This is a genomic window from Clostridioides sp. LIBA-2809 (assembly GCF_056688965.1).
In genome coordinates this window covers 2821472-2846720 of sequence record NZ_CP197004.1, presented here as the reverse complement: position 1 = coordinate 2846720, position 25249 = coordinate 2821472, and the positions used below count along the sequence as shown (strand labels likewise).

The window sequence follows — 25249 nt, the reverse complement described above, 5'->3', positions numbered from 1 at the left end:
TTTTAGTATAGCATATATTTGTCAATAATTAAAAGAAAGGAGTGGTTAATATATGAAAAAAAAGGTAAAAATTATTTCATTTTTTGTTTTCTGTTTTTTAATATTATCATCACTAATCGTTTATAAATCAAATATTTTTAAAGATGATGTATATGTTGTAAGTAAAAAAAATTCACCTAGTGAGAAAAATCGTAATGTAGAGGACTCAATTAAAAATGAAGATAATAGTCACAATAAAGTAGTTAAAGACATAGATAAAAGTGTTCAAAATAATAAAATTACTATATACATAAGTGGGGCAGTAAATAGACCAGGAATTGTAACTATAGAACCAGATAAGAGACTTTATGATGCTGTAGAATTACTGGGAGGAACAACGAGTGAGGCTGATTTAAATGGAGTTAATTTATCCATAAAGCTAGAAGATGAGCAACATTACATAATACCTAAAATAGGTGAGACGATATCTGTAACAAGCAATAACGATTCTAACAAATCAAATCAAAAAAGCGAATCTGAAAATAAAGATAATGAAAATACATCTAAAGAAGCAAAGATAAACATAAATGTAGCTACAATAGAAGAATTAGATTCTTTACCTGGAGTTGGAGAAGCTACAGCTAATAAAATTTTACAGCATAGAGAAGACAATGGACAATTTAGTTCAATCGAAGATATAAAAAATGTAAATGGTATTGGAGATAAAAAATATGAAAATATAAAAGATTTAATTTGTGTAGACTAAAATATAATACAAAACTTACTTATAGATATGGTATTATAAATATGTATGTATATGTGTGTATATGTGGAAATTTAGTAAAGGAGGCACTTTTATGAAAAAAGAACAAAAAAAACTTACAGAGATGACAACAGCAGGTGGTTGAGCCGCTAAAATAGGGCCAGAGGTTCTGGCATCAGTTTTATCTCAATTACCTAAAAATGATAATATAGAAAACCTATTAGTAGGATTAGATACAGCAGATGATGCTGCTGTTTATAAATTAAATGATGATATGGCACTTATTCAGACATTAGACTTCTTTACACCAATGGTAGACGACCCATATGTATTTGGACAGATTGCTGCATCAAATTCTCTATCAGATGTATATGCTATGGGAGGCAAACCTTTGGTTGCAATGAATATTGTTTGTTTTCCATCATGCCATGATATGAATGTGCTTGCAGAAATATTAAAGGGTGGATTTGATAAAGTAAAAGAAAGTGGAGCACTTTTAGTTGGAGGACATACTGTAGATGACAAGGAGCCTAAGTATGGTCTTTCGGTTTCTGGGATTGTAAATCCAAATAAAGTTTTGTCAAATGCCACTGCAAAGCCTGGTGATAAGTTAATTATAACAAAACCAATTGGAGTAGGTGTGTTAAATACTGCTATGAAAGAAGGTATGGTAGAACAATACATAGCAGATAAAGTAATAGAAATAATGATACATTTAAATAAATATGCAGCGATGAGTTTTGATAAATTTGATGTAAATTCAGTTACAGATATAACTGGATTTGGTTTACTTGGTCATACTTTAGAAATGGCTAAAGCCTCTGAAGTAAGTATTGAAATTGAATCAAATAATGTACCAATCATTGAAAGTGCAATAGAAATGGCACAAATGGGAATTATACCTGCGGGTATGTACAAAAACATGCATTATGTATCTAAAGATGTAGAAATTGTAGGAGATGTGGAAGTAGCAGTTCAAGATATTTTATACGACCCACAAACATCAGGTGGGCTATTAATTTCTGTAAAAGAAGAACTTGCAGAAGAACTTGTGAGAGATATGAAATTAAATGGAGCAATAGAAGCAAAGATTATAGGGTCTGTAGTTCCAAAAGGGGAAAAATATATTACCGTTTTATAAAATATTATAGAGAAAGAGTGATTGTTTTGAGCAAAAGAGAATTGTTTGCAATGTTGCCTTCAGTGGATGAAGTATTAAGTGATAATAGAATTGTAGAAATAATAAATAAATATCCTAGAAGCTTAGTTTTAGAATCTGTTAGAGAAATAATAGATTCTAAAAGACAGTTTATATTAAGATTAAAAGAAGATGCATCAAATTCTGTAACAATAGAATTTGATGAAATAATAGAATCTGCGATAGACAGGGTTAAATTAAATTACTCACTATCATTAAAAAAAGTTATAAATGCAACTGGTACAGTTATTCATACAAATTTAGGTAGGTCTTTACTGAGTGAAGATATAAAAGATGAATTATGGTGTGCTGCCTCAAGGTACTCAAACTTAGAATACGATTTGGATAATGGAGAAAGAGGTTCAAGATATTCTCATTTAACTAGTACAATAAAAAGACTTACTGGTGCAGAAGATGTACTAGTTGTAAATAATAATGCCGCAGCAGTACTTCTTGTACTTAGCACAATGGCTAAAGGTGGAGAAGCAATTGTATCTCGTGGAGAGCTAGTTGAGGTAGGTGGTTCGTTTAGAATTCCAAGTATAATGGCTCTTAGTGGTGCAGAGCTTGTTGAAATTGGTTCAACTAATAAAACTCATTTAAAAGATTATAAAGAGGCTATTACAGAGGATACAAACGTATTAATGAAAGTTCATACAAGTAACTATAGAATTATGGGATTTACAGAGAGTGTTTCTATAGAAGAACTAGTTAATTTAGGCAAAAAGTATAAACTGCCTGTAATAGAAGACCTAGGAAGTGGAGTATTTATAGACTTATCAAAATATGGATTATCTTATGAACCAACTGTATTAGATTCTATACGACAAGGTGCAGATGTAGTAACTTTTAGTGGTGATAAGATGCTTGGAGGTCCACAAGCAGGTATTATAGTTGGTAAAAAAGAGTATATAGAAAAAATGAAGAAAAATCAGCTTACTAGAGCTCTTAGAGTTGATAAACTTACAATATGTGCTCTTGAAGCAACCTTGAGAATGTATTTAGATGAGACAAAGGCAATAGAAAATATACCTACTTTAAAAATGTTAACATATAAGATGGAAGAATTAGAAGTAAAAGCAGATAAGCTATTTGAAAAAATAACTGCTTTAAATTTAAATGCTAGTATAAATATAGAAGATGGATTTTCACAAGTAGGAGGAGGGTCAATGCCTCTTGAAACTATAAGTACAAAGGTAGTAACAATAACTCCTGAGCATATAAATGTGTCATCTTTAGAAAAGAAGTTAAGACTTAGTGAAGCACATATAATCGCTAGAGTATATGATAATAAATATGTACTAGATGTAAGAACTATATTTGATGATGAGTTTGATGTGATTGTTGAAGAATTAAGAAAAGCATTTAATTAAATAAATTTTAGATAATATTGATATTGAATTTAATTTGAGAAGTAGAAGTATTGAAGTTTGGATAGGGGGCAAAAAATGAAAAATGTAGTAATTGGAACGGCAGGTCATATTGACCATGGAAAAACAACTCTTATAAAAGCATTGACAGGAAGAGAAACTGATACATTAGATGAAGAAAAAAAGAGAGGTATTTCAATAAATCTAGGATTTACTTATTTTGATTTACCAAATAATAAAAGAGCAGGTATTGTAGACGTACCAGGACATGAGAAGTTTATAAAAAATATGCTAGCTGGAGCATCAGGTCTTGACATAGTATTACTTGTTGTAGCAGCAGACGAAGGAGTTATGCCACAAACAGTTGAGCATTTAGATATTTTAAGCTTTTTAAATATAAAAAATGGAATAGTGGTTCTAACTAAGTCTGATACTGTAGACGAAGAATTTAGAGAATTGGTAAAAGAAGATATTTGTGAAAAAATAAAAGGAACTTTTCTTGAAAACGCAGAAATAATTGAAGTTGATTCTGTATCTAAAAAAGGTATAGATACCCTTATTGAAAAAATAGATAAAATGAGTGATGATATAGAAGATAAAAACGAAAATTCTCCATCGAGACTTAATATAGACAGAGTATTTTCAATAAAAGGATTTGGTACTGTAATAACAGGAACTTTAATAGAAGGAAAGATAAGTATAGAAGATGATTTGATTATATATCCACAAGTGTTAAAAACAAAGATAAGAAGTATACAGGTTCATGGAGAAAATAAAGATACAGCTTATGCAGGGCAAAGAACAGCAATCAATATATCAAATGTAAAAGTGGAAGATATAAAAAGAGGAGATGTTTTGGCTGCACCAAATTCATTAGAAGAATCAATGATGTTAGATGTGAAATTATCATTGGTAAACCATTTGGACAAAGGGTTAAAACATTGGGATAGATTAAGATTGTATCATGGTACTAGAGAAATACTTTGTAGAGCAGTTCCACTAGATAAAGAATTAATTGAAAGTGGAGAGAGTGGATATGTTCAGTTAAGACTTGAAGAAAGTATAGTATCCAAAAAAGGTGATACCTTCGTAGTTAGACGCTATTCTCCAATGGAAACTATTGGTGGAGGTGTAATAATCGACCCATCTCCTAAAAAACATAAGAGATTTGATGAAAAGGTTATAGAAGCATTAAAAATAAAAGAAAAAGGCGAACTTAAAGATATAATAGAAGAATACTTAAAGAGGAACCTAAAAAATTATCCAAATATAAAAGAAATAATGAGTTATAGTGGTGCCCATGAAGAGCAGGTAAAAAAAGCTCTTGAAACACTTATATCGGAAAGTAAAGTATTTATTATAGGCAATATGTATATGCATATAAATCAATATAACAAATTAAAAGAAAATATAGTAAATCTTTTAAATGAATACCATAAGAAATATAGATTGAGAAAAGGAATATTAAAAGAAGAAGTAAGGTCTAAAATAGAAAGTAATTTTAAGACTAGAGAAATGGATATTTTATTAGAAAGATTATCTACAGAAAATATCATAAAAATAGAAAATAATATAGTATCTCTATTTGATTTTGAGGTTGTTTTAAATGACAAGCAAAAAGAAATCGCAAAGAAGATAGAAAAAAGATTAAAATCATGTGGAGTTTCTTCTATATTGACAATAGATGAAGTTTCTGAAGGAAATAATAACTATGCTGAAGTATTAGAGTCAATGATAGGTAATAAGGTAGAGAAATTAGATGATTTGTATGTAATGGACAAAGACATTTATGAAAATGCAAAAAATACTTTGATAAATTATATAAAAGAAAATAAAGAGATAACACTAGGAGAATACAGAGATTTGATTGATTCTAGTAGAAAAAATTGCATGATTATATTGGAAAACTTCGATAGAAACAAGATAACTAAGAGGGTAGAAAACAAAAGAATTTTGTTTTAGCGGAAAATGTCTGTTTTTGCTTTGAGGTATAAAGAAGGAATTATAATGTCGAGTATCGTATAAATTAATTAGTATAAAATATTAATTAAGAGGAAGTGTAAAGTATTGAAGAATATAATACCTGATGTAAATCCAGATATAAAAGAAAGAGAAAATATGAGCCTTTTATTTATAATAATGGGCTCAGTACTTTTATTCTTTATTATAAAAGATACAGATAAATATGAAACTTTGTTACATGCAATATATGCCATATTTTTAATAGCCACAGGAATGGTTATATTTAATACTACAAAATTTAAAGTAGATTCATTTTCTACATTTTTAGGATTAATTTTTACCGCTACTGGAGCATTAGAATGTATATATTTATTTAATTGCTTAGGAATTAGAACAGAGTCTATAATTGGTACTAATATTACAATATCAGCAATAACCGATTTATTTCCTATACTTGGTGTATACTTAAGTTTTAAATTTGTTAAGGATAATAAACAAATTAATTCAAGTGTAATTTTATTCATAACAAGTGTGGCTTTAACAGTAGCATCTTTATTCATAATATCTGGAATAGTTGAATCTCTAGGAAAAGATAGATTACATTATTCTTTAGGCATTGTAACATCTGTGTTTATGATAATTACTTCCATTGTAAGTGGAATTGAATTAAATTCAAGTTCAAATGAAAGTAAATGGGAATATAATGAAAAAAAATTTTTTAATAGAATAATAATAATAATAATTTTATCAAGGGTTCCAAATTTATTGCATATAATGATTGCTAATAGACATGTAGAGGGGATATTATCGCAGATAATAATAAATGTAGCCTTATATTATTTATATAATTACATAGTGTCTAAGAATATTAAGAAAACAGCATTAGAATTACATGACACAAATGAAGAATTAACAATAAAAACAGAAAGCCTAAAAGAAAAGAACAAAAAATTAATCTATGAAACAGAAAAGATAGAAGAACTTAAAGAAATACTTATAAGAAGAGAATCTAGACTACAATCTACTTTAGATGTTGCAGTAAATAGTATAGTTGTGTTTAGTAAAGATGGAGAAATTACATATGCAAACAAGAGTTTTAGAAACATTTTTGGAGATTATAAAGAACAGGATAAATTAGGTGATAAAATAAAAAATTTCCACGATTTAATAGAAAGTATTCATTCTGTATTTGATAATGAAAAGAACGTGGAAAAGTTTATTAATACAAGCGATAACAAGGTTTATCAAGCCATATTTGCTCCTTTAATTATTGCTTCTCAAATAGAAGGTGTATTATGTGTATTAAAAGATAAGACTAAGAAAAAGGAATATGAACATAAGCTTATTGAAGCAAATAAGAGAAGCAGAGATTTTTTAGAAAGTGTTGGTGATGGGATAGTAGTACTTGAAGGTAGCAATAAAATATATGTGAATAATGCATGTAGGGAAATTTTTAAAAGTAACTTAGAAAGTATTGATTTCTCTTCAATATGCAAAAGTGAAGAGAGCATAGAAAAAAGATATTTAATAAATGGGGAAGTAAAGTATGTTGAAATGAGTTTTTCCCAGTACACTAATGCTGGAACAGATAAAACCATTATTGTAATACGTGATACAACTTCTCGAAAAATATCTCAAATAAAACTTGAAGAAAGTCAATCATCTTATTCAAGATTTATAGATATATTACCTGATGGGATATGTCTACTAAAAGATAATTTAAGTATAAATTATGCAAATAAGTCATTTTTAGATATGCTATCTTTTACAAATATAGATGATATAAAAGACTCTAACATTAAGTTATTAATGAATGCAAATACTGAAGAAAAAATGAAATTTACTGATAATATGGCTAAGGTTTTAAATGAAAATAGAAGTGTATTTTTACTAGAGTATGAGTTGATAAATAGTTATGATGATATAGTAGAAGTAGAATTAAGTGCATTACCTTTTGCTATATATAATACTAGATACATAATGCTTATTATAAAAGACTTAGCACATAAAAAATATTCTGAACAAGCAGAAAAAGAATTGCTTGAAAGATTTAAAACAGATAAAATAAAAACTGAGTTTTTCGCAAATATGTCTCATGAGTTAAAAACTCCACTAAATGTTATATCAAGTTCAAATCAATTAGTAGACTCTTTCTATAGAAGTGAAAAGATAAAAGACTACAACAATAATATTAAGTCTCATGTAGATTTAGTGAGACAAAGCTCTTATAGACTTCAAAGACTAATAAATAATATTATAGATTTAACAAAGATGGAGTCTGGATTCTATACACTAAAACTTGCAAAATACAATATTGTATCTGTAATAGAAGATTTATTTATGAATATAGAAGAGTATACAAGTAGGAAAGATATAAAAATTCTATTTGATACAGAGCTTGAAGAAATTAATGTCTATATAGACAAGGTTGAAATTGAGAGAATCATATTGAATCTATTGTCAAATTGTATTAAGTTTACTGACAATGGAGGATGGATATACGTAAATATTTATTATAAAATAGATAAGGTAATGATAAGTGTAAAAGATACTGGAGTTGGAATACCTCAAGATAAACTGGAATTGATTTTTGAAGAATTTTCACAAGTTGATAAGACATTATCTAGAAATACTGAAGGAAGTGGAATAGGACTTGCTATAGTTAAGAACCTAGTAAGTCTTCATGGTGGAGATATAGAAGTAATAAGTGAAGTGAACAAAGGGACAGAGTTCTTAATTTCACTTCCAATGAAGAGTTTTAATAGTGAACATTATACAGAAGATAAGAGAATATATAATATTCAAGAAAAAATAAAAATAGAATTTTCTGATATATATTATTAAAGACTCTTATAGGAAAATCCTAAATCAAAATACTATGTGTTTTAGTAAGTATTTTATAAAGAATAGGCTATCATAAAGTAAGATATTATGATAGCCTATTTTTAGTTATATTTTATATCTAGATATGAGAGCATATAATCTCCAAATTACCTTCAAAGCTAAAATCTCCAAAGTTATTTGGTAATATAAAATGCATACCCTTTTTTAAATCATATTCTACAGAATTGTGTATTAGTTTTCCATTTCCCTCCAACACACTATATAAGGAAAAAGGTGTATTATGTGTAAAATTACATTTTCCAAAGATATCTAATTTATAAACACTAAAAAATTCATTTGATACAAATGTTGTGCATTTAAAGTCTGATGTTGATACAGTTTTATAATCAGTATCAAGATTTATATGAGGAACATTCGTAACATCTATGGATTTTTGAACATGCAGTTCACGTTTGTTGCCTGAATTGTCAGTTCTATCATAATCATAAACTCTATAAGTGGTATCTGAATTTTGTTGAGTTTCTAAAATTAATGTTCCTCTACATATGGCATGTATAGTACCACTAGGAACGTAGAAAAAGTCACCTTTTTTTATATTAACCTTTCTAAGTAGTTTGTCCCATTCATTGTTATTTATCATATCTACAAACTCTTTATGAGATTTTGCATTATGACCTATGATAATTTCTGCATCATCAGAACAATCTATTACATACCAACATTCTGTCTTACCTAACTCTCCATTTTCGTTTTTCTTTGCATATTCATCATTTGGATGAACTTGAACTGATAAATTATCATTTGCATCTAATATTTTTGTAAGCAAAGGAAATTTATCCCCAGGTGTATTTCCAAATAATTCTCTATTTTTGTCCCACAATTCAGATAGACTTTTACCTTTATATTCTCCATTTTCTATTAAGCAATCTCCATTTTTATGAGAACTTATAGCCCAACATTCACCAGTTGTTGGCGAATTTATTTCATAATTAAATTTATCTTTAAGTGCAGTACCACCCCATATTCTATCCATAAAAATAGGTTTTAAAAATAATGGTTCCATAATCTTGTTCCTCCTATGATATTAAATTTATCCTACAAATAATTATATATAAATAGATTATAAAATCAATAGTAAAAAAGTTTTGTCCCTTGAAATGACATAAAGTATAAGGAGTTATCAAATAAGATAAACTATGATATATAATATAAAGTTCTAAATTGGAGTGATAATTATGGAATTATTTAAAGAAGAAAGTAAAAAGTATGAAAAGGAATTTTTAAAACTGTTGGAAGAATGGGTGAGCATACCATCATTTTATGATAACAAAACTGTATCTAAAGATATGCCTTTTGGAAAAGGAGTCTATGATGCATTAAATTGGTTTGAAAACCTAGGTAGAGAAAACAATTTCAAGGTCAAGAATATAGATAATCATGCTGTTCAAATTGAATATGGAGATGGAAAAGAGTTTGTAGATATATTTGGACATTGTGATGTTGTAAATCCAGGAGAAGGATGGTATAGTGAACCATTTAAACTAAATATTATAGGAGATAAATTGGTTGCTAGAGGAGTATCTGACAATAAAGGTCCTATGATAGCGAATTTTTTAGCACTAAAAATGATAAAAGATTTAAATATTGATTTAAAACGAAAGGTTAGATTAATTGCTGGAGGAAATGAGGAAAGTGGATTTAGATGTATAAAGCACTATTATAGCAAAGAACCCTATGGTGTATGTGGATTTACTCCAGATGCCAAGTTTCCTGTACTAAACGGAGAAAAAGGTGGGGCAATAATAAAGTTAATTTCAGAGATAGAGGATAAGTCTTTATACATAAGTGGTGGAATAGAGTTTAACACAATACCAGATAAAGTATATATAAAAAACACAAACAAATTGGGTAAAGATAATATATGCTGTGATTTTAATAATACTTCAATAAGTTATAATAATGGAGATTATGTTATACATGGCAAAGGTGGACATTCATCTAAACCAGAAAAAGCAATCAATCCAATACTAGCCACAATTAAACTTTTATCAGAAAATATTGATGAAGATTGGACAAAAGGTTTGGATGAGTTAATAAATCAAGATAATATAGATGGAAAATTATTTGGTTTAGACATTGAAGGCAAATGTGGGACTTTATCAATTGTTCCAACAATAATAAACATAATAGATGGAAGGCTAGAATTAGTTCTAAGCGTTAGATATCCAGAAGTATTAACGCTTGAAGATATAATAAAAAAATTTAATTTGTATATGAAGAAGAATAATATTAATAAATTCGAGATTATTGGGGAAAATTTAAAGCAAGCCAATTATATAGATAGAAATTCAAAACTTGTAAAAAGTTTGCATGAGATATATATAAAGTATTCTGGAGATTTAAAAAATGATGTTAGAGTAACTAGTGCAGGAAGTTATGCTTCTGAAATGAATAATTCAGTAATATTTGGTTGTGAATTTCCTGATGGTAGTTTTGGAAATGTCCATAGTGCAAATGAATTTGCTAGCTTAGATAGATTTATAACTGCAATAGCTATATATGCAGAGGCAATAGTTGCATTATGTAACGATATATAAATACAAAATGTCCCTTATATAGACATATTATATATACAATTAAAATTTTACTTGATATATAATTGAAATCAAAGAGAAGGTGATACAATGATAACTAAGAAACATGCAGTAATAGTAAAAAGTTTAAGCAATAAAGACGGATATATGACATCAAATGAACTAGCTATCAAATTGGATGTGTCTACAAAAACTATTAAAAGATATATAGCAGATTTAAATAGTATTTTAAGCAAGTATGATTTGGTAATAGCTTCTTCTAGAGGTATAGGATATAAGCTAAGTGGCTCTAAAAGTAATATAGCAAGAGCTGTTAAAGAAGCAAATAAATATATTGATGGTTTTTTAGATGACTCTGAAGAATCAAGAATGTCAAACATAATATGTATGCTTATTAATAGGAATTATATGAGCATAGAAGCAATGTCAGAAGAATTAAATCTGAGTATAGCCGCTATAAACAAATTGTCTAGTAAGCTTAAAAGAAAACTTGAAAAGTATGACTTAGTTATAAAATCTAAACCTTACTATGGAAGCTATATACATGGTGAAGAAATTAATATAAGACAATTGATTACTGACTATGCAATAAAGTTGGATGAAAAAAGTAAAATCAAAGTGTTTTTGGATGACATCAGTGAAAACGATATACACTGTATAGAAAATATTTTAGAAAAACATTTAAGAAAGAAAGATACAATAATTTCAGATAAAGATTTTAATCTTTTGCTTTCAAAAATAATTGTTTCTGTATTTAGGAGTAAGAGAGGACATAGTAACAACATAAATCTAATAGATACAAGTTATAGATTTCATAATTACTCTTTTATAGAAAGCTTAATGAAAGAAATCTCTGATAAGATTGGGTTTAAACTTATTGAAGATGAAGTAATTTACATTTCAAATTACTCTGGTGTAATAGCGTATAAAGGAACACAAGGAAGAAAAAACACAAGTGAAATTGAGGAGCGAATAAATAGTGTTATAAGTAGTGCACTTCAAGATATATTACTTATTTCAGGAAGTGATTATACAAAGGATGAGGAGTTTATGGTTGCAATATCTGACCATATAAAGAGATTTTTAAATAGAGCGAAAGCTAATATAAAATCCAATAACCCTTTACTTCATCAAATAAAAGAGAAGTTTCCAATTGCTTTTAATTTAGCTGTGTTTTTATCAAATAAACTAGAAACTGAGTTTAATTTAAAACTTGATGAAGATGAACTTGGGTATATAGCTATTCACTTTGCGGCTTCAAATGAAAGAATGAAAAAAAATACGAGTAAGAAAATCTGCATAGTTTGCCATTATGGGATAGGGACAGGGCAACTTATTTCTGAAAAATTAAAGCAGAATATAAGTGATTTAAATGTTGTAGGTGTTTATCCGGTTAGATATCTTGATATGGCTATAAGTCAAGATGTTGATTTAATAGTATCTACTGTTGAATTAAAAGGATATGAAAAACCTGTCTTATATATCGAAAATATATTTGATGATAGCTTGATAGAAAACGTAAACAAAGCATTTTACGAAAAAGAAGAAAGAAGAAAGATAATAAGTAATATGTTTGATGAAAAAGCTTTTTTTAGTATAAAGGCTAGTACTAAAGAAGAGGTTATACTTTCTCTTTCAAACAAACTGAAAGAAAGAGATTTTATAGAAGAAAGTTCAATAGAAAGCATAATAGATAGAGAAAATATTTCATCAACTGAAATAGGAAATCTAGTAGCAATACCTCACACAATAGTGAAGGGAGATAAAAAATCTATAATAGGAGTTGGAATACTTGAAAATCCAATAGTTTGGGATAAACAAGAGGTTCAGCTAGTATTTATGGTATTTTTTAATACTAAAGAAAAACATAATTTTTCAATATTTAAATACCTTTATAACTTTATAAAAGATGAAGGTGGAGTAAGAGGAATTATTAAAATATGTGACTTTGATAAACTAATGGCACTGATAGGTAATTAAGGAGGAAATTAATAATGGAAACAAACATATTTAACACAGAATATGTATTTTTAAATGTTGATACTAAGTCTAAGGTTGAGGTTTTAGAATTTATAGCAAAAAAAGCTAAAGAATTAAACTTAACAGAAGACGAAAATTTAGTATATGAAGGTTTAATGGCTAGAGAAGAACAATTTACTACAAATTTAGGTGAATCTATCGCAATACCTCATACTAAAAATGATGCGATTGAAAATCCAGCAGTAGTAGTATTGAAATTTACTGATGATGTTGTTTGGAATGAAGGTGAAGATAAGGTTAAATTGGCAATAAGCTTACTTATGCCAGGAAAAAGTAAAGAAAATATTCATCTTAAATTATTATCATCTCTTTCAAGAAAATTGATAAATAAAGACTTTAAAGATTCTCTTTTAAAGAGCAATAATGTTGAAGAAATATCTAACTTAATAAATGAAGCTTTAGGTTTATAATTAAACGCTAAGGCTAAAATAAAACAAATAATTAATTAAAAAATAGGAGGAATTTAAAATGAATAAAAAATTAGTAGCATTATGTGCTTGTCCAATGGGACTAGCTCACACTTTCATGGCAGCAGAGGCAATAGAGCAAGCTGCAAAAGCACTAGGTTATGAAGCGAAAGTTGAAACTCAAGGTGCAGATGGTGTACAAAATGAGTTAACAAGAGATGATATATTAGGAGCAACTATGATAATACATGCAGTAGCAATAACACCAGAAGGTATGGAAAGATTTGATGGTTGTGAAGTTTATGAAGTTGAATTACAAGAAGCTATAAAAAATGCAGAAGACGTTATAAAAGAAATAGAAGAAGATTTAGGAATATAATAAATTTTTGTGGAGGAAATAGAATGGCAATTAAGAAAAAAGTTATAAACAGTTCAGGTGCTTCTACAACAGGAGGAAATAATGTAGGAAAGCCTACTCCATCTAATCCAACTCAATCAAAGGGAAATGGAAAATGGAAGGAAATAAGTAAGCATATAATGACAGGTATATCATATATGATACCAGTCTTAGTAATGGGTGGACTTATAGGAGCTTTATCTCAATTAATACCATATGCTATATTAGGGCTTGACCCATCTGTAGGTATAGTTGATGCTATGAACTCAGGTGATTTTACAGGATTTAAACTTACTCTTTTAAATATGGCACAATTAATGTCAAATTTCGGATTTACTTTATTTGGATTTGCAATACCACTATTTGCAGCATTTTGTGCAAACTCTATAGGTGGAAAAACAGCTTTAATTGCAGGTTTTATAGGTGGATATATAGCTAATAAACCTGTAGGTGTTCCACAATTTGTGGATGGACAATGGACTGAAGTTGTTCCAGTTGCATCAGGATTTTTAGGTGCAATATTAATAGCATTTATAATAGGATATTTTGTAAAATGGTTAAATAAATCTATAAAGGTTTCTCATAACTGGTTAGCTTTTAAGACAACATTTTTAATACCACTAATAGCATCATTAACTTGTATGATATTAATGATATTTATAATAACTCCATTTGGTGGGTTAATTAATGAAAGTATGAAAAACTTCTTAACAGCAGCAGGAGCAGCTGGAGAATATGTATATGCAACAGCTTTAGCAGCAGCTACAGCGTTTGACTTAGGAGGACCAATAAATAAAGCGGCAGGATTCGTTGCGCTTGGTTTAACTACAGAGAATGTACTGCCAATAACAGCAAGAACAATAGCTATAGTTGTTCCTCCAATTGGATTAGGATTAACAACTTTATTAGATAAAAGATTAGTAGGAAGAAGAGTATATGATAGACAATTCTATCAAGCAGGAAAAACTTCTATATTCCTATCATTTATGGGTATATCTGAGGGAGCAATACCATTTGCACTTGAAAGACCAGGTTTTGTTATACCTTTAAACATAGTGGGAAGTGTAATAGGAGCTATTACAGGTATAGTTCTAGGCGCAATTCAATGGTTCCCAGAGTCAGCAGTATGGGCATGGCCTTTAGTTGACAATTTATTTGGGTATATAATAGGTATAGCAGTTGGTGCTATATTCATAGCTGTAGGAAATATATTCTATAGAAATAAATTAATAAAAGAGGGTAAACTTGTTGTGGATTATATAGACTAACATTTAAGTTTATTTATGATAACTTTGGCTGGTAATATTGTTTTAATTAATATTACCAGCCTTACCTATATGATTAATTAAAGGTGGTGGATAAAAAATATGAGTAAAATAGAAAAAATAAGAAAGTATCTAGAAAAATATGATATAGATGGAATTCTTATTAATAGTTCTACCAATAAATTTTATATTGGAAATCTATTTAGTTCATCAGGCTATGTTTTTATAACTAAAAGGAAACAATATATAATAGTAGACTTTAGATATTTTGAAGAAATTAAAAGAAAATCAAATTTATTTGATGTCATTTTAATGGATAAAAACAGAACATATTTTGATATAGTAAATGAAATTTGTGAAAATCAAAATATAAAAGAAATTGGATTTGAAGGAAGCGAGGTATCTTTTGATTCATACAAGAATATGAGTCAAAGGTTGAGTGTAACTTTAAAATCGGTTGATTTATCTACTTTAAGAAAAGAAAAAGATGAAGATGAAATAAAATATATAAAAAAAGCTTGTGAAATAGTGGATGCTACATTTTATCATATAATTGATTTTATAAAAGTTGGTATGACTGAAAAGCAAGTTGAAAATGAAATTGTTAGATTTATAAAAGAGTTGGGTGGTCAAAAAGAGTCTTTTGATACAATAGTAGCATCTGGATTGAGAGGAGCATTACCTCATGGAAAAGCCAGTGAAAAAATTATAGAGTATGGTGATTTTGTGACTTTTGATTTTGGTGCTAAATACAATAATTATTGTTCAGATATTACTAGAACTATATGTATGGGTACTATAAATAAAGAGTTAGAAGAAATATATAATATAGTAAAAGAAGCTAATGAAGAGTGTATAAAGGTTTTAAAACCAGGCATGACTACTGGTGAAATAGATAAAATTGCAAGAGATATAATTGGCTCATATGGATATGCTGATAATTTTGGTCATAATTTAGGTCATGGTGTAGGTATCATGGTACATGAATATCCTGCATTAGCTCCTGAATCAAATGAAGTATTGAAAGAGGGTATGATTGTAACTATAGAGCCAGGTATATATGTACCAAATCTTGGAGGCGTAAGAATAGAAGACGATGTACTTATAACGCAAGATGGGTGTGTGAGATTGACTACATCTACTAAAGATTTAATTGTTGTAAGTTAAAAATGAATTAGATTAATATTTTATAATAAGTAAGATAATTAGAAAAGAAGAGGTAAATTTAAATGTATAATTTTGATGATAGACCAGATAGAGTAAGTGAAAAGTGTAGAAAATGGGATTTAAATATTATAAGAGATAAGTTTGGAGATATAAGAGAAGATTTTGTACCAATGTGGATTGCTGATATGGACTTTAAAATACCAACAGAAATAGAAAATAAATTTATTGAAGCTGTAAAAAGGGGGGTATTTGGATATACATACTGTTATGATGAATTTTATGATTCAGTTATCAGATGGCAAAATGATATGCATAAAGTAAATGTAGAAAGAGAATGGATTACATTGACTTATGGAACTGTATCAACACTTCACTATGTAGTACAAGCTTTTTGTCAAAAGGGGGATAGTATAATATTAAATACACCAGTTTATGACCCTTTTGAATCATCAGCAAAAAAGCAAGGTGTAAATATAGTTTGTAATACATTAGATATTATAAATGATAGATATTATATAAACTTTGATAAATTAGAAGCTCAAATTAAAGAAAATAAACCTAAGTTAATGATGTTTTGTACACCACATAATCCATCTGGAAGAATATGGTCAATTGAAGAAATGACAAAAGTAGCAACTATATGTAAAGAAAATAATGTTATTTTGGTTGCAGATGAAGTACATGCAGAACATATTCATTATGGTGAGTTTAACTCAATACTTAAACTTGAAAAAGAGCTTTTAGAAAATGTTATTCTATTGACATCACCAAATAAAGGGTTTAATCTTGGTGGATTAAAGACTTCTTACTCAATAGTTATAAATAAGAACATAAGAGATAGATTTAGAGATAAACTAAAGCAAAACTCTATAACTTCTCCAAATGTATTTGGAATTATAGGATTGATAACTGCTTATAATGAATGTCGTGAGTGGTTAAATGGTGTAAATGAATATATAAAATCAAATTATGAACTTTTAGGAACTTGGGTAGATAAATATAATAATATTAAATTGATGAAGATGGAATCATCTTATTTAGCTTGGATGGATATAAGTGGATTAGGTATAAGTGCAAGTGAATTTACAGATAAGTTGGCTGTTGATACAGGAGTATTGTTGGAGGATGGGAGCCATTTTGTAAAAGATGGTGAGAATTATGTTAGAATAAACTTAGGAACTCAAAAAGAAAATGTAATTGAAGCTTTAAATAGAATGGAGTTATTTTTAAAGTCTTTATAAAATAATTTTAAAAAATAAGGAAATAAGTTTTGTTTCAATAAGTATAATATTATTTGAGTGATTATGTATTTGAAAATATGATAAAGAAAGCTTTATAGAGTAAAATATAAATTATTTGTAAAAACTAATAGAATGTTATGAAAAGCACCTTGAATATAATAAGGTGCTTTTTTATTGCTGTCAAATTCTTAAATTTTATTGTTGTCAGTATGATTTATTTCTTATAACATAGTTTATCGAATTTTACTATTTATTTAGTTTTTTAATAGAAAAGGCTTTGTCAGTAAGTTTAAAATTATCTTTTATACCCTTAGTCAAGTATACTTTTTTATCCTTAGTTATAAATATAGCATCTACATTATCAATACTATTAATTAAATCCATACCTTTTTCAAGTCCAAGTCCAAAGGTAGAAGTAGATAAAGCATCACAATTAATAGATTTATCAGATATTATTGTTACACTACTTAAGCCATTTTCAAAAGGATACCCTGTAAACGGATTTAGCATGTGGTGATATATTTTGCCATCCTTTTCTATAAATCTTTCATAAATTCCAGAAGTAACAACAGATTTGTTTGTGGTTTCTATATTTCCTATAGATTCTCCATTTTTACTAGTTGGGTCTTGAATACCTATTTTAAAAGGTTTATCATTTTTACCATTTTCTAAGGTAAATATATTACCTCCTAAATTTACTAAACCTTTTTGTATACCTTCTGATTTTAGATAGGCCACAATTTTATCAGCAGCATATCCTTTAGCTATTGCACCTAAATCAATTTTCATATTTTCTTTGGTCAATTTTATAGATTTATTTTTTTCATCCAATATAATATTCTTATAATCAATTAGAGGCAAAAGCTCTTTTATTTCAGAATCACTTGGCACTTTGGCTTTATCTGTTCCAATTGCCCACAAGTTTGATATTGGACCAACTGTTATATCAAAATACCCACTTGATAATTTAGAATATTGGATTGCCTCTTTTACAACGAAAAACGTATCGTCTGAAACTTTGACAAAACTCTTTCCAGCATTATCATTTATCTTAGAAACATCACTTCCTGGTATATGAGTACTCATTTTATTGTCAATATATCTTAAAATTGAATCACATTCATTTAAGATTTTATCACTTTTGGATTCTTTTATATTAAATACAGTAACTTCATTTACTGTACCAAGGTAATAGCTAGTTTTACTATATTTAGTATTCTGGCTTGAACTCCTAAAAAATGAAAATAAAATTAATGCTAAAATCAATATCACAAAAATAAATGTGATTTTTTTCTTATTCATGGTATATTCCTCCTATGAAATTGTGTTATTATTTTATTATAACATAATTTCATAGGAGGACAAAAAATGAAGAAAAAAGACATTCTTCTTATTTTAGGCATTTTAGTTGTTATTACAGCATGTTATGGGATAATAAATGTTATAAATTCTAAAAATGCTGGAAGTATTGAGATTTATGTAGATAATAAATTGTATAAGACTGTTCCAATAGATGCCAAAGAAGAATTTAAAATAGAGAATAGAGGGGGGTATAATATAGTCAAGATTCATGATAAAGGGGTAGAAATAGTAGATGCCTCATGTCCTGATAAGGTTTGTGTACATACTGGTTTTATAAATAAACCAAGTCAAAGTATAGTTTGTATACCTAATAGAGTTAGTATAAAAATAAATACAAATGAAAAGGACGATAATCAAGAAGATATAATTTCTAAATAAAATAATAAAATAATTGAAAGGAATTGGTGATAATTATGGTTAACTTAGAAAATGATTGGAATGAATTATTGAAAGAAGAATTTGAAAAAGATTACTATTTAAATTTAAGAAAATTTCTTATAGAAGAATATAAGACACGTCAAATATTCCCCAATATGCATAATATATATGAAGCTTTGAAACATACTTCATATAAAGATACAAAAGTTTTGATACTTGGACAAGACCCCTATCATGGAGATAATCAAGCTCATGGTTTAGCTTTTTCAGTTCAACCACAAGTGAAAACTCCACCATCTTTATTAAATATGTATAAAGAGTTAAAAGAAGATTTAGGATGTTTTATACCTAACAATGGATATTTGATGCCTTGGGCAGACCAAGGAGTGTTACTTTTAAATACTGCTCTTACTGTTAGAGCACATGAAGCTAATTCTCATAAAAATAAAGGGTGGGAAATTTTCACGGATAGAGTAATCTCTATTTTAAGTGAACGTGAAGACCCAGTTATTTTCGTATTATGGGGAAGTAATGCACGTAAAAAAGTAGAGTTGATTGATACAAGTAAGCATTATATTTTAGAAGCACCTCATCCAAGCCCATTATCAGCAAGTAAAGGTTTTTTTGGATGTAAACACTTCTCTAAGATAAATGAAATTCTAGAAAAATTAGGAAAAGAACCTATTAATTGGCAAATAGAAAATATATAAGATTAAAAGGTAACAAAATGATAACAAAACAACAATAAACAATGACATTGTTGTAACTAATAGAAATATGTGTGAATAGTTGAAAATACTATATATGCATATTTCTATTTTTTTGTCAAGTTGACAACTCTTGAAAAAATAGTTACAATTTAGTTACACAAAAAACACAAACAAAAAAAGAAATTTACAAAGCAGAATTTTACGAAGCAAAATATATAGTGTAAAAAATTTGAGGGAGGAAAGTTTATATGAATTTTAAAAAATTGAGTAATGCTAAAGTCTCGGTGATGGCGGTTGTTTTATCAGTTGGGATATTATCGGGGTACTCTGCACTTAATAAACAAGTAACATTAGTAGTAAAGGGAGAAGAAAGAACTATATCAACATTTAGTTCTAATGTAGGAGACCTTCTAGAATCTCAAAACATTAGTTATGATGCAAATGATATAGTTACTTTAGATGAAAACTCAAAATTATCTAATGGAGATAAAATAGAAGTAATTGATGTAAAGGAAAAAACAGTTGTAGAAACTAAAGATATTCCATTTGAAGTTACAGTTGTTGAAGATGGTTCTTTATCAAAGGGAGACTCTGAAGTTAAAGAAGAAGGAAAATCTGGAAAAAGTGAATTAATATATAAAGAAACTTATCACAATGGAAAGAAAGTAGAAAAGGAATTTGTGAAAAAGGTTGTTAAAGCTGAGCCTGTAAACAAGGTTGTAAGCAAAGGAACAAAAGTAGAGATGCAAGTAGCTTCGTCAAGGGGAGAAAACTCAAGAAGAATGGCTTCATCATCATCTAGTAATAGTAGTAGTAACAATGGTAAAAATATGAGAGTAGTAGCAACTGCATATAGTGGTCATAGTATAACTGCTACAGGAACAAAGCCTAAGTGGGGAACAATAGCTGTAGACCCTAAGGTTATACCATATGGAACTAAGGTTTATATACCTCAATTTGATATGGTATTTACTGCAGAAGACTGTGGTGGAGCAATAAAAGGAAATAAAATTGATATATTTATGAATGACTCAAAAACAGTTTATAACTGGGGAAGAAAAACTATAGATATACGTATATTAAAATAATTATATAATCTATATTTGTACTGGAAATTATATTTTGATTAATATAGAGAGGGAACTCTTTGTATATAAATAAAATATAATTTCCAGTTTTTAATTTTAAGCATATAATAAAAAAGTAAATTTTAACCATGTATAGATAAAAGCTATTTAAATTATAATTTACTATCAGATAAATCTATAAAAATTGTTGCAAAGAGTCAAAATATATGATATTATAGATTTCGTTGAGACGCATTTCATTATGGGAGTGGATGGGTGCCGGTGTGCCCTCTAGTCTTCAAAACTAGTATGAGGGGTTAAGAGCCTCTTAGGTGGGTTCGATTCCCACGCATTCCCGCCAGTATATAAAAGGTATCTTTTAATATTAAAAGATACCTTTTTAAATTTAGATAATTTACTTTTAATGATATATAATATTTTGGTATTATATAATGTAAATTTTATAATACTATTATTGTTTAGATAAAAATCTAGGAGAGTGAAAAGATGGAAAATAACTTTACAACGAGAACTAGTTTTCTAGTTGGAGATGATGGAATAGAAAAACTTAATAATTCAAATGTAATAGTATTTGGAGTAGGAGGAGTTGGTAGTTTTACTGTTGAAGCTCTAGCAAGAGCTGGAGTTGGTAATCTTACTATTGTGGATTTTGATGATGTGGATATAACAAATATAAATAGACAAATACCAGCCTTACATTCAACTGTAGGAAAGTATAAAGTTGATGTAATGGAAGAGAGAATCTTGGATATAAATCCTAATATCAATATAAAAAAAATAAGAAGTCTTTATAATAAAGACACTAGTGATGAAATATTGACTGAAAGATATGATTATGTTGTGGATGCAATAGATATGGTAAGTTCTAAAATACATCTAATTGAAACCTGTGAAAAAAAAGGCTTAAAAATAATAAGTTCTATGGGGATGGGAAATAAATTAGACCCAACTAAAATAGTCGTTACTGATATACACAAAACAAGTACTTGCCCTTTAGCTAAAGTTATGAGGAAAGAGCTTAGAGATAGAGGGATTAAAAAATTAAAAGTAGTATACTCAACTGAACAACCAATAGAACTTAAAAAGAAAGTAATGAATGGGAGAAAAGTAACACCTGGTAGTGTATCATTTGTTCCATCTGTAGGAGGACTAATAATTGCATCTGTAATAGTTAATGAATTATTAGAACAATAAGTCTAAATATTTTAATTTATAAAGTTTAAATACGTATTTTAAAGGCTAAAAGCATCAATGTGAAACTATTTTATATTGATACTTTTAGCCTAATTATATTATGTAGTTATAGTTTTATTTTCTATATTATGTATCTATTTCATATTTATATTTTGTAAATATCATTTCTCCATCACTATAAAAGACAATATCACCTATTTTATCTGTTCTATAAATTGATACATGGTTTTGTTTCAAATTGTTGAGAACTTCTCTGTGGGGATGACCATATTGATTTTTATATCCACATGATATTGCAGCTATATCTGGATTAATTCTTTTTATAAATTCTAAAGATGATGATGAATTACTTCCATGATGCCCTATTTTTACAAAATTAATATTGTTCAATTCAAAAGAATGTAAGATTTCTTTTTCAATTGATTCCTCAGCATCACCCATAAATAAAAAAGAGTTATTATTAAAAGTTAGTTTGAAAACTATTGAATTTAAATTTGATTCTTCTTGTATATATGATGGACTTAATACATATATATTTATATTGTTATCGATATTTAAAATATCGTCTTTATAGAGATACTGAATAGAGAGGTTTTTGTCATTACAAGAATTTATTAGATTTTGATAAGCTTCACTATTTGTTGATTGTTCAGGCATATATATGGAGCTTACATTAAATTTTTTTACAACATTATCAAGACTTCCTATATGGTCAGAATCTGGATGTGTAGCTATTATCACATCAATAGTTTTTATTTTTCTCTGTTTCAAATAACTAGTAACTATATTTCCACTATCCTCATCACCTCCATCAATTAATATATTTTTATTTGTAGGTGTTTGTACTAAAATACTATCACCTTGTCCAACATCTATCATATGTATAGATAGTAGAGATTTTTTGTCACAACCGCTTAAAAGTGATATTATAATAAGTATTAATAAAAAAATTTTATTTCTCAATAAAAAATCACTCCAGTCATTACATGTTTATATAATTTTATGATGGGTAATATAAGATATATATGACTTATTATATTTTATATTTTAAACAATATAAATGAAATTAATACCAAAACAAAATTGGAGTTTTTATAGATATAAAATTTTAAAAAATTAAGCAATAAAAAAAGGTAGGAGGATTTTATGTTTTTCAAAGATATTGAACTAAATTCAAAAAAGGAATTAGACCCATATTTTGATTTAGTAGATTATGAAGCTTGTGAGTACTGTTTTAGTACTTTATATATGTGGCAACATGTTTATAAGACAGGATATTATATAGGAGAAGATTTTGCTGTTTTAGTTGGTGAATATGAGGGAGATAGTTTCTCAATATTACCACTTGCTAAAAGAGAAAAGCTTCCAGAAGTTGTAGATTTTGTGCTTGAATATTTTTCTAAAAATAATAAAAAAATATACCTAAGAGGTATTACTACTGAAGTAGTAGAATTTTTAAAAGAAAAATATCCAAATAGATTTGAGTATATAGAAGAAAGAGATTTATTTGACTATATTTATGATGCAGAAAGTTTAAGAACTTTAGCTGGTAAAAAGAATCAAAAGAAGAGAAACCATATAAATTATTTCTTAAAAGAATACGCAGGTAGATATGAAGTCAAATTATTAGATAAAGAAAACTTCAATGAATGTTTAGTATTAATGAAAGAATGGGAAAGTAATAAGGAAGAAAATGATGAATTTGATGAAAGTATGGATGATGAATTGGTAGGTATCAAAAAGATATTTAACCATTATGATGTACTAAAAGATAGAGTAAAAGTGTTTGGTGTTTATGTGGATGGAAAATTAGAAGCATTCAGTATAGGAGAGCTTTTAAACAAAAATATGGCACTTATTCATATAGAAAAAGCTAATCCTGATATAAGAGGTTTATATCCATTTATAAACCAACAGTTTTTGGTAAATGAATTTAAAGATGTTGAATTTGTAAATAGAGAAGAAGATTTAGGTATTGAAGGTTTGAGAAAAGCTAAACTTTCTTACCATCCTTGTAGATTTGTTGAAAAGTACAGTGTTAGGGAGGCTTAATATACTATATGGAGATTAGGTATGCTAAAGAAGAAGAAATAGAAAGTATAAAAGAAATTTGGAGTTATTGTTTTAATGATAGTGAAAATTTTATGAAGTACTATTTCAATGATAAGTATAAATATGAAAATACTGTAATAGCTTTAGATGAAGGAAAAATTGTTTCCTCTCTTCAGCTAAATCAGTATAAGTTAATACTAAACAATAAGGTATACAATACATCGTATGTAGTAGGGGTTTCCACACTTCCTGAAGGCAGAGGAACTGGATATATGAGTAAAGTTATTAAATTTACTTTAAACGAATTGTATAAAAAAGGTCAATTAGTTTCTATATTGATGCCAATCGACTATAGACTTTATAGAAGATTCGGATATGAACATTGCTATGACCAGATTGAATATACTCTTAATACAGATGATTTAAAAAATTTTAAGTCAAGTGGAAAGATGATAAGAGCTAATATATCACAAATTGATGATTTGATACAAATAGATAGAGCTTTTTTAAATGAGGTTAATGGTAATGTGTTAAAAGATGAACATTATTATGAAAACTTATTTAAAGAAATTCAAAGTGAAGATGGGCTTTTATACATTCATGAAGGTAATGGAAAAGATGGATATATAGTTTATTTTCTTCAAGGAGACAAAATGTTTGTTAGAGAGTTATTTTATAAAAATATAGATGCTCTTAAATCAATGCTTAAATTTATATATAATCACAATACTCAATGTAAGATAGCTACTATATCTGCTCCTATAATAGATAAAATAAGACTTATATTAGACAACCCTAAAGATTGTGAGATAAAAATAAAACCTTTTATGATGGGAAGAGTTATAAATGTAAAGAAATTTATAGAAGATATATATGTAGATGAGGATATTAATAGTTCAGTTAACTTATTAATAGAAGACAAGTTTATAGATGAAAATAATGGTCTATTTAAAGTTTCTATACAGAATCGTAAGATAGCTGTAGAAAAATTAGATAAAAAAGGTATAGAAAAGCCTCAAGAAGGTTTTGATATTAAATTAGATATAAATACCTTAACACAGTTATCATTTTCATATATAGATGTAGAAGAAGCTCTTTTCTTAAATAATCTAGAAGGGGTTTCAAAAGAAACAATAGAAATACTTAAGTGTATTTTTTCTAAAAGAAATAACTATATAAACGAATATATATAAAAAGAATACGCCAAAAGATTTTTAAAATCTTTTGGCGTATTCTTT

The 25249-nt window shown here is 27.7% G+C and carries 21 protein-coding genes and 1 tRNA gene; 19 read left to right on the top strand and 3 right to left on the bottom strand.

The window, feature by feature from the left end; all coding sequences use genetic code 11:
- Positions 1 to 52 precede the first annotated feature (52 nt).
- The 5 genes from ACTG44_RS13560 to ACTG44_RS13540 all read left to right on the top strand — a co-directional run bounded on the left by ACTG44_RS13560 (position 53) and on the right by ACTG44_RS13540 (position 8116).
- The gene (locus ACTG44_RS13560; RefSeq protein WP_479919207.1) at positions 53 to 745 is read left to right on the top strand and encodes a helix-hairpin-helix domain-containing protein; all 693 of its coding nucleotides are present in this window, start codon (positions 53 to 55) and stop codon (positions 743 to 745) included.
- 91 nt (positions 746 to 836) lie between these two features.
- The gene (gene selD, locus ACTG44_RS13555) at positions 837 to 1883 is read left to right on the top strand and encodes a selenide, water dikinase SelD (RefSeq protein ID WP_079747027.1); all 1047 of its coding nucleotides are present in this window, start codon (positions 837 to 839) and stop codon (positions 1881 to 1883) included.
- 50 nt (positions 1884 to 1933) lie between these two features.
- Positions 1934 to 3313 carry an L-seryl-tRNA(Sec) selenium transferase gene (selA, locus tag ACTG44_RS13550; RefSeq protein WP_479920300.1) on the top strand — a complete coding sequence of 460 codons (1380 nt, stop codon included), beginning with the start codon at positions 1934 to 1936 and terminating at the stop codon, positions 3311 to 3313.
- Between the two features lie 75 nt (positions 3314 to 3388).
- The gene (gene selB / locus ACTG44_RS13545) at positions 3389 to 5272 is read left to right on the top strand and encodes a selenocysteine-specific translation elongation factor (RefSeq protein WP_479917212.1); all 1884 of its coding nucleotides are present in this window, start codon (positions 3389 to 3391) and stop codon (positions 5270 to 5272) included.
- Positions 5273 to 5377: 105 nt separating this feature from the next.
- Complete coding sequence (locus tag ACTG44_RS13540; RefSeq protein WP_021385433.1) at positions 5378 to 8116, top strand: PAS domain-containing sensor histidine kinase; 2739 nt, start codon at positions 5378 to 5380, stop codon at positions 8114 to 8116.
- 118 nt (positions 8117 to 8234) lie between these two features.
- Here the strand turns inward: ACTG44_RS13540 and manA are convergent, their stop codons facing one another.
- Positions 8235 to 9179, bottom strand: a complete 945-nt coding sequence (manA, locus tag ACTG44_RS13535) for a mannose-6-phosphate isomerase, class I (RefSeq protein WP_479920627.1) — start codon at positions 9177 to 9179, stop codon at positions 8235 to 8237.
- Positions 9180 to 9351: 172 nt separating this feature from the next.
- Here manA and ACTG44_RS13530 point away from each other — a divergent pair, with 172 nt between their 5' ends.
- The 7 genes from ACTG44_RS13530 to ACTG44_RS13500 all read left to right on the top strand — a co-directional run bounded on the left by ACTG44_RS13530 (position 9352) and on the right by ACTG44_RS13500 (position 17227).
- Complete coding sequence (locus tag ACTG44_RS13530) at positions 9352 to 10713, top strand: Sapep family Mn(2+)-dependent dipeptidase (protein WP_479920626.1); 1362 nt, start codon at positions 9352 to 9354, stop codon at positions 10711 to 10713.
- Positions 10714 to 10800: 87 nt separating this feature from the next.
- Positions 10801 to 12690, top strand: coding sequence for a BglG family transcription antiterminator (locus ACTG44_RS13525; protein WP_479920625.1), 1890 nt, complete (start codon positions 10801 to 10803; stop codon positions 12688 to 12690).
- Between the two features lie 14 nt (positions 12691 to 12704).
- Positions 12705 to 13160, top strand: a complete 456-nt coding sequence (locus ACTG44_RS13520) for a PTS sugar transporter subunit IIA (protein WP_479920624.1) — start codon at positions 12705 to 12707, stop codon at positions 13158 to 13160.
- A gap of 58 nt (positions 13161 to 13218) precedes the next feature.
- Complete coding sequence (locus ACTG44_RS13515; protein WP_479920623.1) at positions 13219 to 13536, top strand: PTS fructose transporter subunit IIB; 318 nt, start codon at positions 13219 to 13221, stop codon at positions 13534 to 13536.
- Positions 13537 to 13559: 23 nt separating this feature from the next.
- Positions 13560 to 14822: a PTS fructose transporter subunit IIC gene (locus tag ACTG44_RS13510; RefSeq protein WP_479917208.1), complete on the top strand. Its 1263-nt coding sequence runs from the start codon at positions 13560 to 13562 to the stop codon at positions 14820 to 14822.
- Between the two features lie 99 nt (positions 14823 to 14921).
- Positions 14922 to 15986, top strand: a complete 1065-nt coding sequence (locus ACTG44_RS13505) for an aminopeptidase P family protein (RefSeq protein ID WP_479917207.1) — start codon at positions 14922 to 14924, stop codon at positions 15984 to 15986.
- Positions 15987 to 16048: 62 nt separating this feature from the next.
- Positions 16049 to 17227, top strand: coding sequence for a MalY/PatB family protein (locus tag ACTG44_RS13500; RefSeq protein WP_479917206.1), 1179 nt, complete (start codon positions 16049 to 16051; stop codon positions 17225 to 17227).
- Positions 17228 to 17473: 246 nt separating this feature from the next.
- Here ACTG44_RS13500 and ACTG44_RS13495 read toward each other — a convergent pair whose 3' ends face one another.
- The gene (locus ACTG44_RS13495; protein ID WP_479917205.1) at positions 17474 to 18529 is read right to left on the bottom strand and encodes an FAD:protein FMN transferase; all 1056 of its coding nucleotides are present in this window, start codon (positions 18527 to 18529) and stop codon (positions 17474 to 17476) included.
- Between the two features lie 66 nt (positions 18530 to 18595).
- Here ACTG44_RS13495 and ACTG44_RS13490 point away from each other — a divergent pair, with 66 nt between their 5' ends.
- The 5 genes from ACTG44_RS13490 (at position 18596) to ACTG44_RS13470 (ending at position 21959) form a co-directional block, all read left to right on the top strand.
- Positions 18596 to 18967 carry a NusG domain II-containing protein gene (locus ACTG44_RS13490; protein WP_479920622.1) on the top strand — a complete coding sequence of 124 codons (372 nt, stop codon included), beginning with the start codon at positions 18596 to 18598 and terminating at the stop codon, positions 18965 to 18967.
- A 35-nt stretch (positions 18968 to 19002) separates the two neighbouring features.
- Positions 19003 to 19677, top strand: coding sequence for a uracil-DNA glycosylase (locus tag ACTG44_RS13485; RefSeq protein WP_021385356.1), 675 nt, complete (start codon positions 19003 to 19005; stop codon positions 19675 to 19677).
- A 248-nt stretch (positions 19678 to 19925) separates the two neighbouring features.
- Complete coding sequence (locus ACTG44_RS13480) at positions 19926 to 20765, top strand: G5 domain-containing protein (protein ID WP_021385564.1); 840 nt, start codon at positions 19926 to 19928, stop codon at positions 20763 to 20765.
- 243 nt (positions 20766 to 21008) lie between these two features.
- Positions 21009 to 21105 (top strand) — tRNA-Sec (locus ACTG44_RS13475).
- Positions 21106 to 21251: 146 nt separating this feature from the next.
- Complete coding sequence (locus ACTG44_RS13470) at positions 21252 to 21959, top strand: tRNA threonylcarbamoyladenosine dehydratase (protein ID WP_021385427.1); 708 nt, start codon at positions 21252 to 21254, stop codon at positions 21957 to 21959.
- A gap of 126 nt (positions 21960 to 22085) precedes the next feature.
- Here the strand turns inward: ACTG44_RS13470 and ACTG44_RS13465 are convergent, their stop codons facing one another.
- Complete coding sequence (locus tag ACTG44_RS13465) at positions 22086 to 22922, bottom strand: ComEC/Rec2 family competence protein (protein ID WP_044213738.1); 837 nt, start codon at positions 22920 to 22922, stop codon at positions 22086 to 22088.
- 183 nt (positions 22923 to 23105) lie between these two features.
- Here ACTG44_RS13465 and ACTG44_RS13460 point away from each other — a divergent pair, with 183 nt between their 5' ends.
- Positions 23106 to 24011, top strand: a complete 906-nt coding sequence (locus ACTG44_RS13460) for a DUF2156 domain-containing protein (RefSeq protein ID WP_021385469.1) — start codon at positions 23106 to 23108, stop codon at positions 24009 to 24011.
- Positions 24012 to 24019: 8 nt separating this feature from the next.
- Positions 24020 to 25204, top strand: coding sequence for a GNAT family N-acetyltransferase (locus ACTG44_RS13455; RefSeq protein WP_479920621.1), 1185 nt, complete (start codon positions 24020 to 24022; stop codon positions 25202 to 25204).
- The last annotated feature ends 45 nt before the right edge of the window (positions 25205 to 25249 follow it).

Bases quoted from the DNA above. Each gene is read 5' to 3' on its own strand.
- ACTG44_RS13560 (WP_479919207.1), top strand. From the start codon at position 53: ATGAAAAAAAAGGTAAAAATTATTTCATTTTTTGTTTTCTGTTTTTTA.
- selA (WP_479920300.1), top strand. From the start codon at position 1,934: ATGTTGCCTTCAGTGGATGAAGTATTAAGTGATAATAGAATTGTAGAA.
- selB (WP_479917212.1), top strand. From the start codon at position 3,389: ATGAAAAATGTAGTAATTGGAACGGCAGGTCATATTGACCATGGAAAA.
- manA (WP_479920627.1), bottom strand. From the start codon at position 9,179: ATGGAACCATTATTTTTAAAACCTATTTTTATGGATAGAATATGGGGT.
- ACTG44_RS13530 (WP_479920626.1), top strand. From the start codon at position 9,352: ATGGAATTATTTAAAGAAGAAAGTAAAAAGTATGAAAAGGAATTTTTA.
- ACTG44_RS13525 (WP_479920625.1), top strand. From the start codon at position 10,801: ATGATAACTAAGAAACATGCAGTAATAGTAAAAAGTTTAAGCAATAAA.
- ACTG44_RS13520 (WP_479920624.1), top strand. From the start codon at position 12,705: ATGGAAACAAACATATTTAACACAGAATATGTATTTTTAAATGTTGAT.
- ACTG44_RS13515 (WP_479920623.1), top strand. From the start codon at position 13,219: ATGAATAAAAAATTAGTAGCATTATGTGCTTGTCCAATGGGACTAGCT.
- ACTG44_RS13510 (WP_479917208.1), top strand. From the start codon at position 13,560: ATGGCAATTAAGAAAAAAGTTATAAACAGTTCAGGTGCTTCTACAACA.
- ACTG44_RS13505 (WP_479917207.1), top strand. From the start codon at position 14,922: ATGAGTAAAATAGAAAAAATAAGAAAGTATCTAGAAAAATATGATATA.
- ACTG44_RS13500 (WP_479917206.1), top strand. From the start codon at position 16,049: ATGTATAATTTTGATGATAGACCAGATAGAGTAAGTGAAAAGTGTAGA.
- ACTG44_RS13495 (WP_479917205.1), bottom strand. From the start codon at position 18,529: ATGAATAAGAAAAAAATCACATTTATTTTTGTGATATTGATTTTAGCA.
- ACTG44_RS13490 (WP_479920622.1), top strand. From the start codon at position 18,596: ATGAAGAAAAAAGACATTCTTCTTATTTTAGGCATTTTAGTTGTTATT.
- ACTG44_RS13485 (WP_021385356.1), top strand. From the start codon at position 19,003: ATGGTTAACTTAGAAAATGATTGGAATGAATTATTGAAAGAAGAATTT.
- ACTG44_RS13480 (WP_021385564.1), top strand. From the start codon at position 19,926: ATGAATTTTAAAAAATTGAGTAATGCTAAAGTCTCGGTGATGGCGGTT.
- ACTG44_RS13470 (WP_021385427.1), top strand. From the start codon at position 21,252: ATGGAAAATAACTTTACAACGAGAACTAGTTTTCTAGTTGGAGATGAT.
- ACTG44_RS13460 (WP_021385469.1), top strand. From the start codon at position 23,106: ATGTTTTTCAAAGATATTGAACTAAATTCAAAAAAGGAATTAGACCCA.
- ACTG44_RS13455 (WP_479920621.1), top strand. From the start codon at position 24,020: ATGGAGATTAGGTATGCTAAAGAAGAAGAAATAGAAAGTATAAAAGAA.